Here is a 20,614-nt window from a genome sequence, read left to right as displayed (position 1 = left end):
GTAATGCGAACCTCCTCTGATAAAAACATAGCCGTATTCTAGCACGCTGTTTCATAGTTTTCCACAGGGTTATTAAACCTGTGTATAAATGTTTCACAGCTAGTTTATAACTTTTCCACAGGTATGTTGATAACTTGGTGGATAACTAAAATATGCTGAAAAATCACAGCTAGCTGTTAATAACTTTTCGCCGTTACAACAATGTTTTAAGCCTTTATTTTAATTTATCAACAGCTTGTGGATAAAATTTTAAACAGGTGGTTTATTTGTGGATTTATTTCGGAAAAGCTTGTGGATCTTCTTTGAGGTTATCCACAGCAATTCACAGGGGGAACGTATGAAACTTTTTTAAAAATCCACAGAACGTTAGGTGCGGTTACAAAAATTGCTATTTGCGCGTCACGGGTTTTGTGTTATCATTGGAAAGAAGTACGATTAGTATTACTTAAAATGCGAATGTTAATTAAACAGTAAGGAGGGTTCGTAATGAAAAGAACTTACCAACCTAAGAAACGTCACCGTAACCGGGTTCATGGTTTCCGGGCACGTATGAATACTAAAAACGGCCGTAAAGTTTTAGCACGTCGCCGTCAAAAAGGTAGAAAAGTATTATCTGCATAGACCACTGACCAGTCGGTGGCCTTTTTTATTATGTAAAATATGATTATTGGAGACGAATGCACGGATGAGAAAATCATATCGAGTAAAAAAGGAAGCCGAGTTTCAACAAGTTTTTGATGCGCACCGGTCGGTTGCTAACCGCCAGTTTGTCATTTATCAATTAGAGAAACCGGGACAGCCCCATTTTCGGGTTGGCATCTCAGTTGGGAAAAAGATCGGCAACGCCGTTCATCGCAACTGGGTTAAGCGCCGGGTTCGCCAAACGCTCACGGAGTTAAAGCCCCAGTTGCGTTCGGACGTTGATTTTCTGGTGATTGCCCGCCCACGGGCGGATGGTTTATCGATGGCGGAGGTCAAAGCAAGTTTGACTCACGTTTTGAAGTTAGCGAAACTATTGAATCCGGATGATTGTGAGGAAGAAAAGTGAAAAAGTGGAAAAAAATTGCCACTACCCTGCTAGTGGCGAGCTTAGGATTAATGTTGACGGCTTGTAGCAATGCACCCGTAAACAGTCATAGTACGGGGATTTGGGATGGCTTGATTGTTTATAATTTCTCCAGAGCGATTATTTGGTTATCCAAAGCCTTTAATAATAACTACGGAATCGGGATTATTCTGTTTACCATTGTGATCCGGATTTTAATCCTGCCCCTCATGGTCTATCAAACCAAAAACATGAAGGAAATGAACGAGTTGCAACCCCAACTCAAGGCTTTGCAAAAGAAGTATTCCTCTCGTGATACTGAAACCATGATGAAGTTGCAGGCAGCGCAAAAGGAGCTCTATAAGGAAAACGGGGTTCATCCCTTTGCCAGCATGCTTCCGTTAATTGTGCAGTTGCCAATTATCTTTGCTCTCTACCAAGCCATTTGGCGGACACCAGCATTGAAAACGGGCCACTTCCTCTGGCTCCAACTAGGGAGTCGGGATCCGTACTTTATTTTGCCGATTCTAGCAGCGGTCTTCACCTTCCTGAGTTCGTGGTTAGCGATGAAGTCGCAACCAGAGACAAACGGAACCACGATGATCATGACGGTGGTAATGCCACTCGTAATTTTCTTTACCGCCTTGAACGTGCCATCGGCCTTGTCACTGTACTGGGTGGTTACGAACGCCTTTCAAGTGGTGCAAGCCTTGATTTTGCAAAATCCCTGGAAGTTGCAACGAGAACGCACTGAAAAGCAACGGGCACAGCGGCAACACGACCGGGAAATTCAAAAAGCCATGAAACGCGCCAAAAAGAGTCATCGGAAACGATAAACCAAGTAAAAAGGGAACGAAGCCGCGGCTTCGTTCCCTTTTTTTAGCTAAAATAGTTAGTTGTGTAAAATTTGGTCGATTAAATTGCCGAAAGTGATTACTCCGCGTGGGAGTTTGTGCTATGCTAGCAGGGGTCAATTATTAACTAGGAGATAACGAACATGCCAAAATACGAAGGCACAACTCTAGAAGCAGCCATTAACGCCGGTTTAATGGCATTAAACCTTACTAAAAACGAAGCAAATATCGAAATTTTACAACAACCAACGGCGGGCTTTTTCGGCTTGTTTAAACAACCAGCACGCGTCTTAGTTACGCCCCGCCCCGTAAACCAAGCAGCGAAGTCCCAACCCGCCAAGCGGGATACCGATCCCACGAAGCAACCCGCTCACCAACCAAGTCCAGACCGGTTTGAGCGCAACTTCGCCGTTGTTAAGGAACTGGGTCAGTACTTGCAAAACGTTCTACATGAAATGGACATTAACGCCACCTTAGAGGTTGAAATGCCCAACAGTAAACACGTTTACATTAACTGCGAAACCGAGAAAGAGGGGCTGTTAATTGGAAAGCACGGGCGTACCATTAACGCGCTCCAGCAACTTTGTGAATTTTATTTAACGAACCACGGGGTTAACTACGTCGAGGTTAGTTTGGATACGGCTAACTACCGGGAACGCCGGGAACAGATTTTAACGGACCTAGCTCGCAAAACGGCTCGTAACGTGCAATCGACGGGGCAACCAGTCCATTTAGACGCCATGCCAGCGTTTGAACGCAAACAAATTCACATGGCGTTAGAGGATTTTGATGGGTTAATTACGTATTCGGTCGGGAATGAACCGAATCGGGAAGTCGTGATTGCCCCTAAGTAGCTTTAAATTGACAATGGGCGCCCGCCCGCTATAATTAAATTAATGAAAGCTAGTCGATAAAGTAGTGAAAGTATTTTATCCTAATTCGCTGTGCGGTTGGGGTGGGTACTTTTTTTGTGTCTGAATGAACTGGTAAAGCAAGGGGGAGAAGCCTCCAGAAAGGAGAACCACGATGCCATTAATGACAACTGATTATGATACGATTGCTGCGATTTCAACGCCCCCTGGGGTTGGGGGAATTGCGATTGTCCGGTTAAGCGGTAGCGAGGCGCTGGCGATTGCCCAGCAAATTTACCGGGGCAAAGACCTCAGTCGGGTCGCCACGGATACGATTAACTATGGCCATATCGTGGACCCGCAGGCCAAACAACGCGAGATTGACGAAGTGATGGTGTCTGTAATGCGGGCCCCCAAAACCTACACCTGTGAGGACGTCGTGGAGATTAACTGTCACGGGGGGTTGCAAGTGACGAACCAGATTTTACAACTCGTGCTGCGTAACGGCGCCCGCCTGGCGGAACCCGGTGAATTTACCAAACGCGCCTTTTTAAACGGTCGGATTGATTTGTCGCAATCAGAAGCGGTGATGGATCTGATTGAAGCCAAGACGGATGCGGCTCGCAAGGCCGCGTTAAACCAGCTGGATGGTAATTTGTCGGCCGTGATTAAAAAGTTGCGTCAGGCCATCGTCGACATCTTAGCAAACGTTGAGGTTAACATTGATTATCCTGAATACGATGGGGCAGAAGAGGTTACCAGTCAGTTAATGTTAGAGCGCTCTGAAGCAATTAAAGCAAAAATTCAGTCGTTGTTAGCCACTGCTGAGCAGGGTAAGGTGCTTCGCGATGGATTAAATACGGCGATTGTTGGGCGGCCGAACGTGGGGAAATCGAGTTTGTTAAACCGGTTACTGCACGAGGAAAAAGCGATTGTAACCGACGTTCCCGGTACGACTCGTGATGTCCTAGATGAATATGTGAACGTAGCTGGGGTCCCACTCCATTTAATTGATACCGCCGGCATTCATGAAACCACTGATCAGGTGGAAAAAATTGGGGTGGAACGCTCCCGGGCCGCGATTGAACAAGCCGATTTGGTCTTAGTGGTCTTAAATGCGAGTGAACCGTTGACGGCTGCCGACCAGGAATTATTGGATGCGACGGCGCACACAAAGCGGATTATCCTGTTGAACAAAACGGATCTGCCCGCCCGCATCACCCCTGCCGACCTTCCGGATGATGAGCAAACGGCGGTGATTAAAACCTCTACGGTGACGGAAGATGGGACAAAACCACTCGAAACCATCATTGCGAAGCTGTTCTTTATCGACGGTATTAGCCGGCAACAAACGGATGTCATGGTTACAAATGCGCGCCACATCAGTTTGTTGCAACAAGCACTAGACGCGTTAACCACCGTAATTAGCGGTCTCACCGCTGGCTTGCCGGTTGACATTGCCCAGATTGACTTACAACGGGCGTGGGAACTTCTCGGAGAAATTACCGGGGATAACTATGACGAAGAATTAATGGATCAGCTCTTTGAACAATTTTGTATTGGAAAATAACGCTGTTTCACATGAAACAAACGTTGATAGGAGGAAAAACTCATGACACAAAAACCTGTGATCCAAGCAACCGACGTGCAGCAACGTTACGAAGCAGGTTCCTATGACGTAGTAGTAGTGGGAGCTGGTCATGCGGGGTGTGAAGCAGCCCTGGCAGCTGCTCGGATGGGCCAAACCACGCTGTTACTAACGATTAGTCTCGAGATGGTAGCCTTTATGCCATGTAACCCCTCAGTGGGAGGTCCGGCCAAGGGGACGGTTGTCCGGGAAATCGATGCCCTCGGGGGAGAAATGGGCAAAAACATTGATAAAACCTACATTCAGATGCGGTTGTTAAACACCCGGAAGGGACCTGCCGTGCAAGCCTTGCGCGCACAGGCCGATAAACATGCGTACCACGAAGCCATGAAACAAACCATTGAAAACGAACCCAACTTGACGTTACGCCAGGCCGTCGTTGATGATTTGTTAGTAGACGACGGGACGGTCACGGGTGTAGTAACTAATACGGGAGCGATTTATCGAGCGGGCGCCGTGGTCTTAGCGACGGGGACCTCAGCACGAGGTCAGATCTATATCGGAGAACTGCGGTATTCGTCTGGTCCAAATAACACGCTTCCATCAATTAAACTCTCCGAAAACTTGGAACGTAAGGGCTTTCACTTTGAACGCTTTAAAACCGGTACCCCTCCGCGGGTCAATGGAAATACGATTGACTACTCGGAACTGGAAGAACAACCTGGCGATGAACAACCACATCACTTTAGCTTTCTAACGTCCAATCAGGACTACCTGCCCCGGAGTGAACAGGTTTCTTGTTGGCTAACCTACACGAATCCAACGACCCATCAGTTGGTGCGGGATAATCTCGACCGGGCCCCTATGTTTAACGGGGTTATTGATTCCGTTGGGCCCCGGTACTGTCCGTCAATCGAAGATAAAGTGGTTCGGTTTGCGGATAAGGACCGCCACCAGGTCTTTTTGGAACCAGAAGGGCGGCGGACCGCTGAATGGTACGTCGACGGCATGTCGACCTCCATTCCAGAGGAAGTGCAACAGGAGATGTTGCATACCATCAAGGGCTTAGAACAGGCCCAGATGATGCGCCCGGGGTATGCGATTGAGTACGATGTGATTCCGCCCCAACAGATGAAACCGAGCATGGAAAGTAAGCAAATTAACGGACTGTTTACGGCGGGGCAAACGAACGGAACCTCCGGCTACGAAGAAGCAGCTGCTCAAGGGTTGATGGCCGGAATTAACGCCGCGCGGAAGTTACAGGGACGGGACCCGGTAGTTTTACAACGCTCAGATGCTTACATCGGCGTGATGCTGGATGATTTGGTAACGAAGGGCACTAACGAACCGTATCGGCTCCTGACCAGTCGGGCAGAGTACCGGCTCTTGTTACGAAATGACAACGCGGATCTCCGCCTGACGCCCCTCGGTCATGAGTTAGGGTTGATTGACGACCAACGGTACGAAGCCTTTGTAGCAAAACGGACGGCAATTGATGCTGAAATTAAGCGCTTAGACCAGTTACGCATTAAACCAAGTGCCGCGGTCAATGAGTTTGTGACCGCCCACGGGGATAAGCCACTCCAAGACGGAATTGGAGCAGCGCAGTTCCTTCGGCGCCCGTACGTTGATTACCACAAGCTGCTTGAATTTATCCCGGCCGCACCCACGGAACTAACCCCCGAAGTGATTGAACAGGTCTCCATTCGAATTAAGTACGCCGGTTACATTAAAAAAGAAGAAGACCGGGTTGCAAAGTTAAAACGGATGGAAGCCAAAAAGATTCCGGCTAACATTGACTACGATGCCATCGATGGGATTGCCACTGAGGGTAAGCAAAAGCTGAAGGAGATTCAACCAACCACGATTGCCCAAGCAGCACGGATTAGTGGGGTTAATCCTTCGGACATTGCCATTCTAGGGGTCTACATTCAACAGGGGCGGATTGCAAAAACCCAATAAGCCCCAAAAACCAATAACCATTAGTCTCAGCGGGTGCTGGGGCTTTTTTGTTATGATAGAAACGAATAAGCGCAATGTTCGAAAGGGAGTGCAACATGAAGTTTTATACCAATGACCACGTGGAGTTAGTTTATGATGACCAGGGCGAACCAAGTGACCCCCCGGTGGTAATCCTATCGGGGATTGGGGCCTATAAGGAATACTGGGAAGCCACGATTACGACCTTAGTGGCACACCACTATCGGGTCATCAACGTTGACGCCCGCAACCAGGGCCAGTCGGAACACACAAGCAAGGGCTTACGGATTAGTCGGCACGCTGCTGATCTGTTCGAATTAATTGCACAATTACAGTTAACCCGCCCCGTTTTAATGGGGAACTCGATGGGGGCGTCCACCATGCTAGCGTACCTATCGTTATACGGGGCGCAAAACGTTCGAGCGGTCGTTGATGTGGATCAAAGTCCCAAAATGATTAATGATGCCAACTGGCAGTGGGGGTTTAAGGATCTGACCTGGGAGGACTTTCACGAAGTCTTAAAGCGACCGCTTGGTAAGGCGACCTATACGAATTTTGATGAAACTTTGTTTACTAAGTTACAAAGGTTAAAAAAGCAGGATCCTTATGATGCGGAGTTGAACTATCCCCTGTTAATTGATCACGCAACTCAGGATTGGCGTGACATTATCACGCACCTTGAGTGCCCGCTGCTCATTGTCAGTGGTCAAAAATCCCCGTTTTTTGCGCCCGAAATGGGAGCAGTGGTGGCCGAAATGTCAAAGCACGTGACCGCCGTCGTGATTAGTCAGGCCGGTCATCTGGTAATGGCGGAACAACCCCGGCGCTTTAACGCGGAGTTGGTGAAATTCTTAACAAGTTTACCCGCGGAATTCAGTTTGGAAAATCGCTCACAAAGTGGGTATAATAGCAATTGAATTGTTACTAAATATTGAATGAGAATGGAGGACTTCCATGGCAGAAGATGTATTTCAAATACACAAAGCACATACTGGAGTCTTAGGTATCGAAGGGGAATTCCCCGTCGATAATAAAGAAGAGCTAGCGCTCGCCTATACACCAGGGGTAGCGCAGGTGTCCAAAGCCATTGAAAAGGACCCAAACCTCAAGGATGTTTACACCATGAGTGGGAAGTTGGTTGCCGTGGTCACCGATGGTTCTGCGGTCCTCGGACTGGGAAACATCGGGGGTGGGGCTGGGTTGCCCGTAGTAGAAGGGAAATCCTTGTTGTATAAAGATTTAGCGAATGTGAATGCCCTGCCACTCGCAGTTGAGCAGGATAGTGCGGATCAAATTGCGGCCCATCTAAAGGCAATTTCGCAATCATTTGCGGGGATTCACCTTGAAGACATTGCTGCTCCGAAGTGTTTTGAACTGGAAGAACGGTTAAGTCAGGAACTAGACATTCCGGTCTACCATGATGATCAAGAAGGAACTGCCATCGTGATCCTGGCAGGCTTAATTAACGCCGCTAAGGTCGTTAAAAAGTCCCTGACGGACCTGAAGGTGGTGGTTAATGGAGCCGGAGCCTCTGGAATTGCCACGGCAAAGTTACTAAAGGCCGTTGGAATCAAGCACATCACCCTCGTGGACGTTGATGGCGTAGTGCACCCAGACAGTTCCAACTACAATGCTTACCAAACCGGCTTAGCCCAAGAATTAAGCGGGACGGCTGGAGCAACGCTCGATGACGTGATTGATGGTCAAGATGTCTTTATTGGACTGTCCGTGGCGGACGTTTTGAGTGCCGACCAAGTACGGCGTATGGCGCAGGATCCGATTATCTTTGCGCTCGCTAATCCAGTACCAGAAATTGATCCAGACGTTGCTAAACAAGCTGGAGCTGCCGTAGTAGCGACTGGTTCTAGCAAATACCCGAACCAGGTTAATAACATTTTGGTTTTCCCAGGCTTATTCAAGGGCTTGCTCGCCAGTGGGGTAAAACAGGTGACATTTAGCATCGAAGAGGTAGTTGCGCGGGCCATTGCCGGCATGATTGAAACGCCAACCGCGGATGAAATTGTGCCAGGAGTGTTTGAGGCAGGGGTTGTTAAAACCGTTTCAAGTGCCATCGAAAATTTAAAGCAGTAGGGGTCAACCATGGAGACAGACATCAGGGAGATTAACTTACGGCAACCGGCAGAATTTGAGCAGTGGCGGCAGTTCTTGGCGGGACTGGGGATTGCGAACTTTACGGCGAACGAAGTGGATCCCGTGGATGAGACAATCGGGATCTTCGTTGCAGACCAGTTGGTGGCCACGGGATCGGCCTCGGAAAACGTGCTGAAGTACATTGGGGTCAGCCACACGGCGGACGGCAACGGAGCTTATTTCAACCAGATCGTGTCAACGTTACTGACAAACCTGGGGCAACGAGGTATTTTTCACGTATTCGTGTTTACCAAGCCCCAGTATGCAGCTAGCTTTCAGCACGTTGGCTTTCAAGAAATCGTGCACAGTGATTATGCGGCTTTTCTTGAAACCGGACCGACGTCGATTCACGATTACTTAGCGGCGATTCCAAAGGTTGCCGGACCGAGTTCAGCCATTGTGATGAATGCCAACCCATTTACCCGTGGACACCGGTACCTGGTGGAGGAAGCCGCTAAGCAGAGTCAACACGTCTATGTCTTTGTCGTTAGTACGGACAAATCGCTCTTTAATACCCAGGAACGGTTTGAAATGGTGCAAGCGGGGACAGCTGACTTTCCGAATGTTGACGTGGTTGCCGGTGGCGATTACCTAGTTAGTTATGCGACCTTTCCGGCCTACTTTTTAAAGACCGATAAGAATCGAGTTCGCTACCAGACGACCATCGATGCGTTGATTTTTAAAGAACGGATTGCACCAGCGTTAACGATTAAGACGCGTTATCTGGGAACGGAACCCCAATCAGAAACAACGAACGTTTATAATGAGGTGTTAGAAAAGGTCCTCCCCCAAACGGTGCAGGTGAAAATTATTCCCCGCAAGCAAACGAATGGGAAGGTAATTTCTGCGCGGGACGTGCGGCTGGCAATTAAGGATGATCGGTTAGCTGATTTATCCGCCTTAGTTCCAGAAACCACCGCCACGTTCATTACGAATCACAAAGCAACATTACAAGAGCGGATTAGGAAAGGAATGAAGATTGATGGAAATTAAACAAACAGCCATGGATGGCACGTTGGAATCATCTGATATTCAAATTACCGTTAGTAAGGGAACAAACGGGGTGCAAATTGATTTGACCTCAGACGTTCAAGAACGGTTTGGAGCAGAAATCAAACAAACCATTGCAGCCGTAGTGGCGGACTTTGGCTTACAAAACGTAAACGTTAAAGCAGTTGACCAGGGGGCCCTGGACTGCGTGATTAAAGCGCGGACGATTACCGCCTTACAACGGGCCCTCGGAACAAACGCCGAACCAGCATGGGAGGTACTCTAATGACATTTAAACCAGATCGCTTACGCCGAACGATGATGTTTGTGCCCGGGAACAACGCGGGAATGTTGAAGGATGCCGGAATTTACGGTGCCGATTCAATCATGTTTGACTTGGAAGATTCAGTGTCCTTAGCTGAAAAGGATTCAGCGCGGATTCTGGTCTATGAAGCCTTACAAACCGTTGATTACGGTGATACTGAATTAGTAGTGCGGATCAACGGCCTAGACACGGAGTTCTACCAGGCTGATATTAAGGCCATGGTCAAAGCCGGGATTGACGTAATTCGGATTCCCAAGGTTGAAAATGCTGGCATGGTGGAAGCTACCGAAAAACTGGTTGCGGATGCAGAAGCCCAATTCGGGATTCCCGTAGGCACTACCCATGTAATGGCGGCAATTGAAAGTGCGGAAGGGGTCTTAAACGTAAGTCAAATTGCGAAGGCCTCAGACCGGATGATTGGGGTGGCACTATCGGCTGAAGATTACACGACGGACATGCAAACCCACCGGTACCCAGGTGGAAAAGAACTTGAGTTTGCTCGGAACATGATTATTAACGCAGCGCGGGCTGCCCACATTGCGGCCTTCGATACGGTTTACACGAACGTCGATAACGTCGATGGCTTGATTGAAGAAACCGAATTCATTCACCAACTGGGTTACGACGGTAAGTCTGTCATTAACCCACGGCAAATTCCGGTGATTAACAAGGTCTTTGAACCAAGTGAAACCGAAGTGAAGAACGCCCAAAACGTGATTGCGGCCATTGAACGGGCTCACCAAGCTGGTTCCGGGGTAATCGCAATGAACGGTCAAATGGTTGACCGTCCGGTGGTATTACGTGCTGAACGGGTGATGAAATTAGCGAAGGCTTCTGGAATCGTCGACAAGGAGGGTCACTACATTGGAAAATAAATTAGGGCGTGAATTACCTAGTACTTTATTAGAAAAATTAAACTTTAAACCATTTACCACGACTGAAATCGGACATCCCGAAGTGCAACGAACGGCACCTAAGGTTCGGTTATCAACGGGAGACGATAAGGTTACCAACGATTTAAAGCAAATCGTGCGCGATAACGTTCAAGATGGCATGACGATTTCCTTTCACCACCACTTCCGAAATGGGGACTTTGTCTTCAACACGGTAATGAAGGAAATCATGGCCCAGGGGATCAAAGACCTCACGTTAGCACCATCTTCGTTAACCGGAGCCATGAATGACGTGGCCATCGAAGCCATTCAAAATGGGACGGTCACTAACATTACAACTTCCGGAATGCGGGGCACGCTGGGGGACCAAGTTTCCCACGGTTTATTACCAAATCCCGTAATTTTTCGGTCGCACGGTGGTCGGGCCCGGGCCATTGAAAATGGTGACATTAAGATTGACGTAGCCTTTTTAGGTGTTCCAAACGCCGACCGGTGTGGAAATGCGAACGGAATGTACGGCGACGAAGCCTTTGGTTCCCTCGGGTATGCCCTGATGGATGCTAACTATGCGAATAAGGTAGTCTTGTTAACGGATAACCTTGTGAACTACCCGAACACGCCGGCCTCAATTAAACAAACGCAGGTTGATTACGTGGTTGAAGTAGACCAAGTGGGAGACCCGGACAAAATTGGTTCCGGAGCAACCCGGTTCACGAAGGATCCGAAGAACTTGAAGATCGCGAACTTAGTTAGTGATGTAATCACAAACTCATCGTACTTTAAAGACGGCTTCTCCTTCCAAACTGGTTCTGGAGGTGCTGCCCTCGCGGTAACGCGGTACCTGCGGACGGCAATGGTGAACCAGAACATTCACGCTTCCTTTGGATTAGGGGGAATTACCAAGCCCATGGTGGACCTATTAGAAGAAGGGTTAATCGATAAGTTGATGGATGTGCAAGACTTTGATAAGACGGCCGCCCAATCCATGAAGGACAACTTGAACCAACAAGAAATTGACGCTTCGTGGTACGCTGACCCTGACAACAAGGGGGCCATGGTTGATCAACTAGACGTTTCCATCTTGAGTGCGTTAGAAATTGATACGGACTTTAACGTTAACGTCTTGACCGGTTCCGATGGCGTGATCCGGGGTGCCGTTGGTGGCCACCAAGATGCGGCCACTGCGAAGTTAACGATTATCTGTGCTCCGCTAGTTCGGGGTCGGATTCCTTCGGTAGTGAAGAGCGTGGGCACGGCCGTTACGCCCGGCAGTTCCATTGATGTGTTAGTAACGGAACGCGGGATTGCTGTGAACCCGAACCGACCAGAGTTACAGGCGGAACTAGAACAGGTGCCGGGCTTGAACCTCTACCCCATTGATGAATTAGCTGACATGGCCCAAAAGATTGTGGGTCAAGAAGCTGACCTCGAATTCACTGACCGCACGGTTGGGTTAGTTGAATACCGGGATGGTTCAATTATTGATGCCATTAAAGAAGTAAAAGACTAATTAGTCCAAAAAAGCGGGAGCCTGTCAAGCAGCCCCGCTTTTTTTGCTGGTAAGGGGAAACCCTAGTGAAGGAGAACCTATGAAAGATCTGTTTGCAACGGGCACGCCCCAAACAATTGCAGCGGTCTTGCAAAGTAAAGACCACAGAGCGCGGCAGCAACAACAGTTGGTGACCAAGTTTCCAACCGGAACGGTGGTGGCGCTAAAGCTCAACGTGCCCGGTCCGATCAAAACTAATGCAGCGTTACAGCGGTTGTTTACAGTGGGGCAGCGCCTGTTAGAACGTCAGTTTCAAGGTATCGCCCGCCTGCAAGCGCCCGTGGTTACTACCGGTCTTGCTGGTACAGAAGCCTTTTATGTTTTTGCCATCGATGGCTGGGAGGCCAAGCGCCGGGCGGTTGCCTTTGAAAATCAGCCGCCCCTCGGGAGATTGTTTGATGCGGATGTCCTCACGCAGGCCCAGGTGCATTACGCGCGGCAGGAGTTAGGCGAGCAAGCGCGCCGGTGCTTTCTCTGTGACCGGCCTGCCAAAGAATGTGGTCGCAATCGCACCCATTCTGTCACTGAGCTTCAGGCTTACTTTAACTGGGTTTATGCGGAGGTTTTTGGAGATGACTGAGCCAATACTTGCCGAGACCATTGCGAAGCAGAATGCGGAATCCATTAGTCAAACCGCAGTGGCGTCCCTCTTAGACGAGGTCGTGACCCATCCCAAGCCGGGGTTGGTGGATCCCGTTGATAATCGGGGACATGAGGACATGGACGTCTATTTGTTTATCGATAGTGCCGTAAGCCTGCAACCTTACCTAGCGCAGTGCTTTCAAACCGGCTTAACCTTTACCGGGGCCTCGTTACCAGCGTTAATGGCAAGCCTGCGCCCCCTCGGTATGGCGGCCGAACGGCGGATGTTTACCGTGACTAACAACGTAAATACTCACAAGGGCGCCATCTTTGGGCTGGGAATCATGGTGGCAGCCTGTGGGCAGGCCCAGGCAAAATCAGTAGGAACGGGAGTTCAGTTAGCAGAAATTATTACTACCGTTCGGGGAATGACCGCTGGATTAGTGCAAACTGATTTTGCCAATTTACAGCACAAACAGCCCCTAACGGCTGGCGAACGACAGTACCTGCAGTACGGTACGACCGGAATTCGTGGTGAGGCCGAAGCTGGGTTTCCGACGGTCTTTCAGCACGGGCTGCCTGCTTTCTTAACTAGTTCAGGCAGCCGTCAAGAACGGATTTTAACGGCCCTGCTTGCGATTGTCGCGAATAGTCGGGATAGTAATCTGATTAAACGGGCCGGCACCCCCGCCATTGTTAGCAAGGTTCAGACCCAGGCCCAGGAAATGTTACACGTGAAACACACCACCGGTCGGTTAGATTGGAACGCTTTACAACAAATGACCGAGCAGTTTGCCGCACAGCGACTGAGTCTGGGGGGCTCTGCTGATTTATTAATCCTGACCATCTTGATGGCCCGGTTAATGCAACGCTTTTAGGTTGATGGTTGCCAGGGTCCAACGGAAATGGCCCCAAGGATCAGCTAAGTGCGTTAAAATTAACGTACTTCTTGATCCGGTAAGATGAAAGTGTGAGATTAATGGAAAAGTTTATTGAACGCGCAGCCCACTTTGTGCCGGCCGATACGGCAACGATTAACCGCAAACAAGTCGATCTTCCCTACGCAGCGGGAGCCCGGCACCAGTTAGACGTTTACTGGCCGGATACGGGTTCTGCTCCGTTTCCAGTTATTATTGACATTCACGGCGGGGGCCTCTACTTTGGTGCCAAAAGTTCCCAGAAGTTAGCGGGGGCACTAGCTCTGCGCCAGCGGGGATATGCAATCGTGAGTCCAAACTACTCGCTAAGTTACATGGCCCCCTTTCCCCAGCCCGTGTATGAGTTGAAAGCCGTCGTCCGGTGGGTTAAAGCGCACGCTCCAGAATATCAGTTTGATCCGCACAACGTGTTTCTTATGGGGGAGTCGTCCGGAGCACAGCTGGCCATGTTAGTGGCAGCGTCCAGTGGTTCCGGGCACTTACAGAGTAACTTTGGCAACGATTTTGGGGTTAGCGACCGGGTAACCGGAGTGATTGCTTCCTACGGACCATATGATTTAGCTGCCATGAAAGCCCAGTTTGCCATTTTAAAGCAGGAACCGAAGTTTGCGGAAATTGGCGAAGCGGATTCCTTTGAGGGCGCTATGCTCGGGTGGCACCGGCCGGTTGATGTCCCGGAATTGAATGCGCAGGCCAATCCGGCTACGTATTTGAATCAGCAGATGGTCCCGGTATTAATGTACGCTGGGACGGGTGACCGCGTGGTTCCCTACATTCAAACCATTAACCTTGGTGCTCAGCTCGCAACGGTAATTGGCAGTGATCAGGTGGAAGTGCACGTTGTGCCAGAGGTGCCTCACGGTCCCGCGGGCTTTTTGAACGCTGAGGTTACCCAGCAAAAGGAGAACTTTTTAAACCGAAATCGCCGTTAAAATGATAAAATAGGAACAGCGTGATCAAACTGAAGGAGTAGAGACATGAAAACTTTTAAAGGAATTTTAAGCTGGGTGATCCCAATTGTATTGGGATTAGCCATTGCGCTGGTGATTAAGCAAACCTTTTTCACGGTGGCAAAGGTGAGTGGACCTTCAATGGATCCTAACCTGCATGACCGGCAGACGATTATGGTGTGGCGGCAAGCCAAGCCGAAACCGGGGAGCGTGATTGTGTTTAATGCGACGGGCGTGGATCCGAACGCTGCTTCGAATGACGGCGCAGTAAAGCGGGTGTTGGGGACGGCCGGAACCGACTACGTGAAGCGGGTCATTGCGGTGCCAGGCGATACGGTGGCATTTAAGAATAACCAACTATACGTAAATGACCAAGTCGTTAAGCAACCCTACATCAGTAAGGACGCGCAAACGGAGGGAACCGAATATTCCCAGCAAAAGGGGAATTGGGACCTCCACTCCCTCTCAACGCAGGCGCCCAACTGGTTGAAGGATCGTGGCGTAGTGAAGGTCCCCAAGGATAAATACTTTGTCCTAGGGGATAACCGGAAGGTCTCAAACGATAGTCGTTACTGGGGCTTTGTCCCGAAGGATAAGATTATCGGAGTGGTACAAACCTTACCATTTGGCAGCAACGCCACTGCCCGCAATAACATTAATCATCAGGCAAAATAACGCTGAAAACCAGCTCACTTTGGTGGGCTGGTTTTTATTTTAATGGGAATGGTTATAATTATTCTGATTTAGTGATTAGCAAGCGTGCTATAATCTGGGGTGAGGAGGACGAACTACCAATGAAAAAGCAAAAATTAATTGCAACTGTTATGCTGGCTACGACGATTGGATCACTTGGATTTATTCCCACTGTTGCTAATCCGATGATTTCGCAAGCGGCCACGAACGTGAGCCAGGGTAAAATTATTGTTCATTATGTAGATCAAACTGGAAAGTCGATTCGTCCAGCTACCACGGCGACGGGGGCAACTGGAACGAGGTATGTTGCTGACGTCCCCGCAATTAGTGGCTACAGCTATTTTCGAATTGAAAACGGGCAAAATGATAACAATGGGCCCGAGATGGTGTTTGGCGGTGACGACGGGGTTACAGATGTTTCCGAAATGACGATTGTGTATACTGCGACTGGTAATTCCAGTAAACAAACCCCAGCGCCTGGAAAGGCTACGGGTGAGAACGGGCGATCACAAACTAGTTCTCAGCACGAGAATGAGCAAGCCGTCCAAGGAACGCAACCGCATGCTAACAATTCAGCAACTAGCGAAAAGAAGCAGCGTGCGTCAACCAAACAGGGAGCTAACCAACAGCAAGCGCCAAGTAACAACCAGCAACAAACTGATCAACAAACGAAGGCAACTAAAAAGAAAAAGGCTACCAAGCAGCAGCCGGCGAAGCAGGCTTCCAAACGGAACCAGCATGGGATTTTTCTCTGGGGCGTTGCTGGTTTAATTGGCTTAGCAATAGTCGGGGGCGTAGCTTGGAAATGGTTACGTAAACCCCGGCAGACGAAGCATTAGTTAAAGATTACCAGCAGGAATCAGGTTGGATGGAAAAGCTAGCCTGACTGAATTGAGCAAGGGCGGTCCTTGAGAAGTGCGGGCCGTCCTTTTTTAGCCAGCACCGCGAAGCAGCACCGGTGCACTTCGGGTCGATTGATTTTGATTGCCTTTGCGCTGAGAAATCCGTACAATGGCTACAAACGAAAGGAAGCGATTCTCCATGGATTTTGCAAAGCCGCTCTCAGTGGATCAAATTAAAGCCATGCAGGCTCATTATGAAGCCTGGCCAGCCCACCAAATTGTGACAAATGCCGTAAATAGTAACGGGATTAACCAAACCGCCAAGAATGATCAGGTAGTGCAAAAATTAACGAATGTTTTCTCTGATGAGGTTAAAACGGGGAAGGTTGCGAACCAGAAGCAGAGTGGTCGGTGTTGGTTATTTTCGATTCTCAATACGCTCCGGCATCGGATGGCCGCTCAATATCACGTGCCAGATTTAGAGTTATCACAAAGTTATCTTTTTTTCTGGGATAAAATTGAACGGGCCAACATGTTCTATGCGCACATGATTGCCCTCGCCGATCGCCCCCTGTCAGATCGAGAAGTTGCTTTTTATTTGAGTCGCCCCGGCGATGATGGGGGTCAGTGGGCGATGGCCGCGGCGTTAATTGCTAAATATGGAGTGGTTCCACGTGAAACATTTCCAGAGAACGCCGTGACAACGAAGACTAGTGAATTGGCCGGCCTCTTAAATCGCAAATTGCGCAAGGATGGATTAACGTTACGGAACTTAGTTCGCCAGGGGGCGGATGATGCGACGATTGAAGCGACCAAACAGGAGTGTTTAACGGCGGTTTACCAAATTACGGCCAGTGCCATCGGAGTGCCTCCAGCGCACTTTGATTTTGAGTATCGTGACGATCAGCATCAGTATCATTGTGACGAAAACTTAACGCCACGCACGTTTTACCAAAAGTACATTGGCGTGGATCTCCATGACTATGTGGTGCTGAGTAATGCGCCGGATAAGGACTACTACCAACGGTACTCCTTACCGAGCCAGGATAATGTCATTGCGGGGGTGCCCATCGAATTTCTCAACCTCCCGATGCAGGCGCTCAAACAAGCTGCCATTGCGCAACTGCAGGATCAGGAAACGGTCTGGTTTGGCAATGATGTTTTAAAGCAAGTGGACCGCCAAGCGGGGCTCATGGATAGTGAACTATACTGCCAAGATGAACTATTCGGGGTTGATACAACGCTATCAAAGGCCGATCGCCTACGGACCCACGAAGCAGAAGTGACGCACGCCATGACCTTGACGGGAGTTGATTTGCGGGCCGGCGTGCCCCAAAAGTGGAAAGTGGAGAATAGTTGGGGTGCAAAGGTCGGGCAAGCGGGCTATTTCATCATGGCTGATAACTGGATGGACGACTACGTATACGAAGTGGTTGTTCACCGCCAGTACCTCACAGCAGACCAACAAGCCGCACTTCAAACCCCCGCGATCGTATTACCTCCATGGGACTCATTGCAATAAGGCACCCCGGGGAAAACCTAATTTAGACACAAAAAAAACTCAAGATTTTAATCTTGAGTTTTTTTGTTGCCGACAGGGGGCAGCTTAGAGGCGCTTGCCAAAGAAATCGTTTAGTTTTGCAACGGCCTTGTCAGTTGGTTCTGGTTGGTCGTAAAGGTCATAGTGACTAACGCCTGGTAAGACAACTAATTCCTTATCATTAGTAGCAGCTGCATCGTAGTATTGGTAACCGAATCGGTAGGAACCAAAGGCTCCCGGAACGCCCCCAACGATGATTTCAAGCGGTTGCGTAGCTAATTTATCAGCTAAGGTCAACGGATCGAAATTCAGCATCATGGGGATCATACTGTAAACGTACCGGTTAGGAGCGTATTCATCTTGACCACGAGGAGTTAGGTAGTAATCAACGGCCTGTTCGATATCAATGTCATCGATTCCAGCTTCCTTACGGGCTTCTTGACTAGCTGGTAAAGCAGGGATGTATTTAACTTCAGCTCCTTGAGCTTCGGCAGTCCGTTGCTTAGCCATGGCTTCCAAGTTTTCGATGAGCGTTTTGTCATTTTGACCAAACGTTTCTCGATAGATTGTACCAACGTTGGCAGGACAAACACCAGCAACGGCCTTGATCCGTTTATCGAACTTAGCGGCGTTCAGCGTAAAGCCACCACCACCACAGATTCCCATGGCCCCGATCCGGTCAGGATCAACGTAGGGAAGGGTATCCAAGTAATCAATGGCTGCGAGCACCCCAACGGTCCGAGCGTATGGAATTTCAGAGTTGTGGGGTTCACCCGCACTACGACCTTGGTAGGGAGAATCGTAGGCAAGCGCTAACCAACCTGCTTGGGCCAGTTTCGTTGCGTAAATTTTACCAGCAGTTTGGTTAAAATCACTGGTAGTGGGGTGGTTAACCACAATCGCTGGGTGTTTTTGACTTTCGTCAAAGTTTTCCGGGAAGAAGAGGCGACCCTGTAACTCTAAGTTACCTAAATCTCGGGTTTTAAAACTAACATCTTTAGTAGTAATCATAATTCTATCTCCTTTTCTGTTTATAAAGATATCATACACTGTTGTGTAATATCTTTGAAACCCCACTTAGGTGGATGTTGACGCTTAATACACGTTTAAATCAACATTGGGTTTTAATTCGCGATGACACCAGTGGTACTACAAAAAAGAGTCCCGACTCCAGCTTAAATCAGGTATGATAGAGGTAATTAGAGAAGGAGGAAACGCAGATGTCTTTAGTGTTAGAAATTATTGGCCTAATCTTATTAATTAATACGATTGCGGCCATCATTACCGTCTTTCGGCAACCCAGAAACATAGCTGCCACGTGGGCTTGGTTCTTAGTCCTCGTGTTTATCCCGGTGCTGGGGTTTTTCATTTACGCCTTTTTTGGCCGCCGGTTACCGAAAAATCGGATGTTATTGTTATCTGGGAGTACCAAAAAACAAGTTAGTAGCTTAATTAGCAAGCAAAAACGGCAATTAGGCAAGTATACCGCTGACCAAACCCCAAACTATCAAATTTTGAACCGGGCGCGGGGACAAATTGAAATGTTCATGAACACAGCCACCGCCCCGTTGTTAGGCAGCAATGAAGTCGATGTTTACACCAAGGGAACCGACTTTGTGCACCAACTGTTTACGGACTTTAAAAACGCCCATAGTTCGATTAACATTGAATTTTACACCTTTTATGCCGATAACATTGGGCACCAAACTTTGGATATCCTAACCGAAAAAGCAAAGCAGGGAGTGGATGTCCGGGTGATCTATGATGCTTGGGGTTCGATGGGGACCAATGAAAAGTTTTTCCGGCCGTTGATTGAAGCCGGGGGGCACGCTTATCCCTTCTTGCACAATCGCTTTAACCTGATTGATATGCGGGTGAACTTCCGCGACCACCACAAAATTGTAACCATTGATGGCGAGTATGGTTACATTGGTGGGATGAACATTGGTGATCAATACTTAGGCCAAAAAAAGAAATTTGGGAACTGGTATGACTGTATGATGCGGATTCATGGTCATGGCGTGCGGGGGCTCCAATCCCGCTTTATTCTGGATTGGAATGCGACTGATGAACAGGATAAGATTGATCCGAATGAGGCTCATGCCATCGCAAAGTATTATCCGGAGCTTAAGACGGATGGGACCGCTGTGATGCAAATTGTTGCTAGCGATCCGATTGCATCAATGGAACAGATTAAAATGGGATACATTAAGTTGATTGGGATGGCACAGCACTCCGTTAAAATCATGACGCCCTACCTCATTCCAGATGAATCCGTGTTAGATGCGTTAAAAATTGCGGTTAAGTCCGGAGTGGATATCACGATTATTACTCCTGACATGCCCGATCATCCGTTTGTGTACCGAGCCACGCAGTACTATACGGAACAACTTACGAAGTTAGGGATTAAGGTTTATGCTTACAACAATGGCTTCTTACATGCGAAGACAATGGTAATTGATGATGAATTAGTTTCGATTGGCTCAGCTAATTTGGACTACCGCAGTTTTGAACTAAACTTTGAATGTAACGCCTTTGTGTACGATAAGGACCTCGCGAACCGGATGGAAACCATCTATCAGGCTGCCATTTTAGAAAGCACGTTACAAACCAACCAAATTTTTGCCCAAGAATCCTGGTGGTTAAACTTCAAGCAACACTTTAGTCGGTTGTTATCACCGTTATTGTAATTTAGAAAGGAATGAGCGCGAATGACAGTTCCTAAGCACAATCAGCTTCGGGCCAAGTGGTTAGTTGGCCTTGCGGCGGGCTTAATCGTCCTCTGTCAGCGGCGCCGGTGCCAATAAGTAAAAACAGCTAGTCACTTCTAAGTGACTAGCTGT

20 protein-coding genes are annotated in these 20,614 nt (G+C 48.7%); 19 read left to right on the top strand and 1 reads right to left on the bottom strand.

All coding sequences use genetic code 11. The features are described 5' to 3' along the window. The first annotated feature begins 486 nt into the window (after window positions 1–486). The 18 genes from rpmH (at window position 487) to M8332_RS06745 (ending at window position 17,753) form a co-directional block, all read left to right on the top strand. The gene (gene rpmH / locus M8332_RS06830) at window positions 487–621 is read left to right on the top strand and encodes a 50S ribosomal protein L34 (RefSeq protein WP_252749538.1); all 135 of its coding nucleotides are present in this window, start codon (window positions 487–489) and stop codon (window positions 619–621) included. Window positions 622–685: 64 nt separating this feature from the next. After that, window positions 686–1,048, top strand: coding sequence for a ribonuclease P protein component (gene rnpA / locus M8332_RS06825; RefSeq protein WP_252780831.1), 363 nt, complete (start codon window positions 686–688; stop codon window positions 1,046–1,048). Then, a complete protein-coding gene (yidC, locus tag M8332_RS06820) occupies window positions 1,045–1,881 on the top strand; it encodes a membrane protein insertase YidC (RefSeq protein ID WP_289847018.1) in 837 nt (278 codons plus the stop codon). Before rnpA ends, yidC begins: the two co-directional genes overlap by 4 nt. Window positions 1,882–2,042: 161 nt before the next feature. Next, window positions 2,043–2,753, top strand: a complete 711-nt coding sequence (jag, locus tag M8332_RS06815) for an RNA-binding cell elongation regulator Jag/EloR (RefSeq protein WP_252780108.1) — start codon at window positions 2,043–2,045, stop codon at window positions 2,751–2,753. Window positions 2,754–2,925: 172 nt separating this feature from the next. Then, complete coding sequence (gene mnmE, locus M8332_RS06810) at window positions 2,926–4,320, top strand: tRNA uridine-5-carboxymethylaminomethyl(34) synthesis GTPase MnmE (RefSeq protein ID WP_252780107.1); 1,395 nt, start codon at window positions 2,926–2,928, stop codon at window positions 4,318–4,320. A 42-nt stretch (window positions 4,321–4,362) separates the two neighbouring features. Beyond that, window positions 4,363–6,300: a tRNA uridine-5-carboxymethylaminomethyl(34) synthesis enzyme MnmG gene (gene mnmG, locus M8332_RS06805; RefSeq protein ID WP_252780106.1), complete on the top strand. Its 1,938-nt coding sequence runs from the start codon at window positions 4,363–4,365 to the stop codon at window positions 6,298–6,300. Between the two features lie 95 nt (window positions 6,301–6,395). Further along, window positions 6,396–7,235: an alpha/beta fold hydrolase gene (locus M8332_RS06800; RefSeq protein WP_252780105.1), complete on the top strand. Its 840-nt coding sequence runs from the start codon at window positions 6,396–6,398 to the stop codon at window positions 7,233–7,235. A 37-nt stretch (window positions 7,236–7,272) separates the two neighbouring features. Then, a complete protein-coding gene (locus M8332_RS06795) occupies window positions 7,273–8,409 on the top strand; it encodes an NAD(P)-dependent malic enzyme (RefSeq protein WP_252780104.1) in 1,137 nt (378 codons plus the stop codon). Between the two features lie 9 nt (window positions 8,410–8,418). After that, window positions 8,419–9,462 carry a [citrate (pro-3S)-lyase] ligase gene (gene citC / locus M8332_RS06790; protein WP_252780103.1) on the top strand — a complete coding sequence of 348 codons (1,044 nt, stop codon included), beginning with the start codon at window positions 8,419–8,421 and terminating at the stop codon, window positions 9,460–9,462. After that, the gene (gene citD / locus M8332_RS06785) at window positions 9,452–9,745 is read left to right on the top strand and encodes a citrate lyase acyl carrier protein (RefSeq protein WP_252780102.1); all 294 of its coding nucleotides are present in this window, start codon (window positions 9,452–9,454) and stop codon (window positions 9,743–9,745) included. The genes citC and citD overlap by 11 nt, the downstream gene beginning before the upstream one ends. Then, window positions 9,745–10,659, top strand: a complete 915-nt coding sequence (citE, locus tag M8332_RS06780; protein WP_252749528.1) for a citrate (pro-3S)-lyase subunit beta — start codon at window positions 9,745–9,747, stop codon at window positions 10,657–10,659. The genes citD and citE overlap by 1 nt, the downstream gene beginning before the upstream one ends. Then, entirely contained in the window at window positions 10,649–12,187 is a 1,539-nt protein-coding gene (gene citF, locus M8332_RS06775; protein ID WP_252780101.1) for a citrate lyase subunit alpha, read from the top strand. Before citE ends, citF begins: the two co-directional genes overlap by 11 nt. A 79-nt stretch (window positions 12,188–12,266) precedes the next feature. Beyond that, entirely contained in the window at window positions 12,267–12,806 is a 540-nt protein-coding gene (gene citX, locus M8332_RS06770) for a citrate lyase holo-[acyl-carrier protein] synthase (protein ID WP_252780100.1), read from the top strand. Further along, a complete protein-coding gene (gene citG / locus M8332_RS06765; RefSeq protein ID WP_252780098.1) occupies window positions 12,799–13,686 on the top strand; it encodes a triphosphoribosyl-dephospho-CoA synthase CitG in 888 nt (295 codons plus the stop codon). Before citX ends, citG begins: the two co-directional genes overlap by 8 nt. A gap of 101 nt (window positions 13,687–13,787) precedes the next feature. Next, window positions 13,788–14,678 carry an alpha/beta hydrolase gene (locus tag M8332_RS06760; protein ID WP_252780097.1) on the top strand — a complete coding sequence of 297 codons (891 nt, stop codon included), beginning with the start codon at window positions 13,788–13,790 and terminating at the stop codon, window positions 14,676–14,678. Between the two features lie 45 nt (window positions 14,679–14,723). Beyond that, window positions 14,724–15,371 (top strand): signal peptidase I, encoded by a 648-nt coding sequence (gene lepB, locus M8332_RS06755; protein WP_252780095.1) that lies wholly within the window; start codon window positions 14,724–14,726, stop codon window positions 15,369–15,371. 119 nt (window positions 15,372–15,490) lie between these two features. Next, window positions 15,491–16,228, top strand: a complete 738-nt coding sequence (locus tag M8332_RS06750) for a MucBP domain-containing protein (RefSeq protein WP_252780094.1) — start codon at window positions 15,491–15,493, stop codon at window positions 16,226–16,228. Window positions 16,229–16,430: 202 nt separating this feature from the next. Continuing rightward, a complete protein-coding gene (locus M8332_RS06745; protein WP_252780092.1) occupies window positions 16,431–17,753 on the top strand; it encodes a C1 family peptidase in 1,323 nt (440 codons plus the stop codon). Between the two features lie 84 nt (window positions 17,754–17,837). Here the strand turns inward: M8332_RS06745 and M8332_RS06740 are convergent, their stop codons facing one another. Then, window positions 17,838–18,782 (bottom strand): alpha/beta hydrolase, encoded by a 945-nt coding sequence (locus M8332_RS06740; RefSeq protein WP_252780090.1) that lies wholly within the window; start codon window positions 18,780–18,782, stop codon window positions 17,838–17,840. 209 nt (window positions 18,783–18,991) lie between these two features. On the opposite strand from M8332_RS06740, the gene cls reads away from it, so the two are divergent. Further along, window positions 18,992–20,461: a cardiolipin synthase gene (gene cls / locus M8332_RS06735; RefSeq protein ID WP_252780089.1), complete on the top strand. Its 1,470-nt coding sequence runs from the start codon at window positions 18,992–18,994 to the stop codon at window positions 20,459–20,461. Window positions 20,462–20,614 lie beyond the last annotated feature (153 nt).

It is taken from the genome of Fructilactobacillus ixorae, assembly GCF_024029915.1.
Classification (GTDB): domain Bacteria; phylum Bacillota; class Bacilli; order Lactobacillales; family Lactobacillaceae; genus Fructilactobacillus; species Fructilactobacillus ixorae.
This window is presented reverse-complemented; position numbering and strand designations above follow the sequence as displayed.

What these genes read in the sequence shown, in the direction of transcription:
- rpmH (WP_252749538.1), top strand. Translation starts at nt 487, where the DNA reads ATGAAAAGAACTTACCAACCTAAGAAACGTCACCGTAACCGGGTTCAT.
- rnpA (WP_252780831.1), top strand. Translation starts at nt 686, where the DNA reads ATGAGAAAATCATATCGAGTAAAAAAGGAAGCCGAGTTTCAACAAGTT.
- jag (WP_252780108.1), top strand. Translation starts at nt 2,043, where the DNA reads ATGCCAAAATACGAAGGCACAACTCTAGAAGCAGCCATTAACGCCGGT.
- mnmE (WP_252780107.1), top strand. Translation starts at nt 2,926, where the DNA reads ATGCCATTAATGACAACTGATTATGATACGATTGCTGCGATTTCAACG.
- mnmG (WP_252780106.1), top strand. Translation starts at nt 4,363, where the DNA reads ATGACACAAAAACCTGTGATCCAAGCAACCGACGTGCAGCAACGTTAC.
- M8332_RS06800 (WP_252780105.1), top strand. Translation starts at nt 6,396, where the DNA reads ATGAAGTTTTATACCAATGACCACGTGGAGTTAGTTTATGATGACCAG.
- M8332_RS06795 (WP_252780104.1), top strand. Translation starts at nt 7,273, where the DNA reads ATGGCAGAAGATGTATTTCAAATACACAAAGCACATACTGGAGTCTTA.
- citC (WP_252780103.1), top strand. Translation starts at nt 8,419, where the DNA reads ATGGAGACAGACATCAGGGAGATTAACTTACGGCAACCGGCAGAATTT.
- citD (WP_252780102.1), top strand. Translation starts at nt 9,452, where the DNA reads ATGGAAATTAAACAAACAGCCATGGATGGCACGTTGGAATCATCTGAT.
- citE (WP_252749528.1), top strand. Translation starts at nt 9,745, where the DNA reads ATGACATTTAAACCAGATCGCTTACGCCGAACGATGATGTTTGTGCCC.
- citX (WP_252780100.1), top strand. Translation starts at nt 12,267, where the DNA reads ATGAAAGATCTGTTTGCAACGGGCACGCCCCAAACAATTGCAGCGGTC.
- citG (WP_252780098.1), top strand. Translation starts at nt 12,799, where the DNA reads ATGACTGAGCCAATACTTGCCGAGACCATTGCGAAGCAGAATGCGGAA.
- M8332_RS06760 (WP_252780097.1), top strand. Translation starts at nt 13,788, where the DNA reads ATGGAAAAGTTTATTGAACGCGCAGCCCACTTTGTGCCGGCCGATACG.
- lepB (WP_252780095.1), top strand. Translation starts at nt 14,724, where the DNA reads ATGAAAACTTTTAAAGGAATTTTAAGCTGGGTGATCCCAATTGTATTG.
- M8332_RS06750 (WP_252780094.1), top strand. Translation starts at nt 15,491, where the DNA reads ATGAAAAAGCAAAAATTAATTGCAACTGTTATGCTGGCTACGACGATT.
- M8332_RS06745 (WP_252780092.1), top strand. Translation starts at nt 16,431, where the DNA reads ATGGATTTTGCAAAGCCGCTCTCAGTGGATCAAATTAAAGCCATGCAG.
- M8332_RS06740 (WP_252780090.1), bottom strand. Translation starts at nt 18,782, where the DNA reads ATGATTACTACTAAAGATGTTAGTTTTAAAACCCGAGATTTAGGTAAC.
- cls (WP_252780089.1), top strand. Translation starts at nt 18,992, where the DNA reads ATGTCTTTAGTGTTAGAAATTATTGGCCTAATCTTATTAATTAATACG.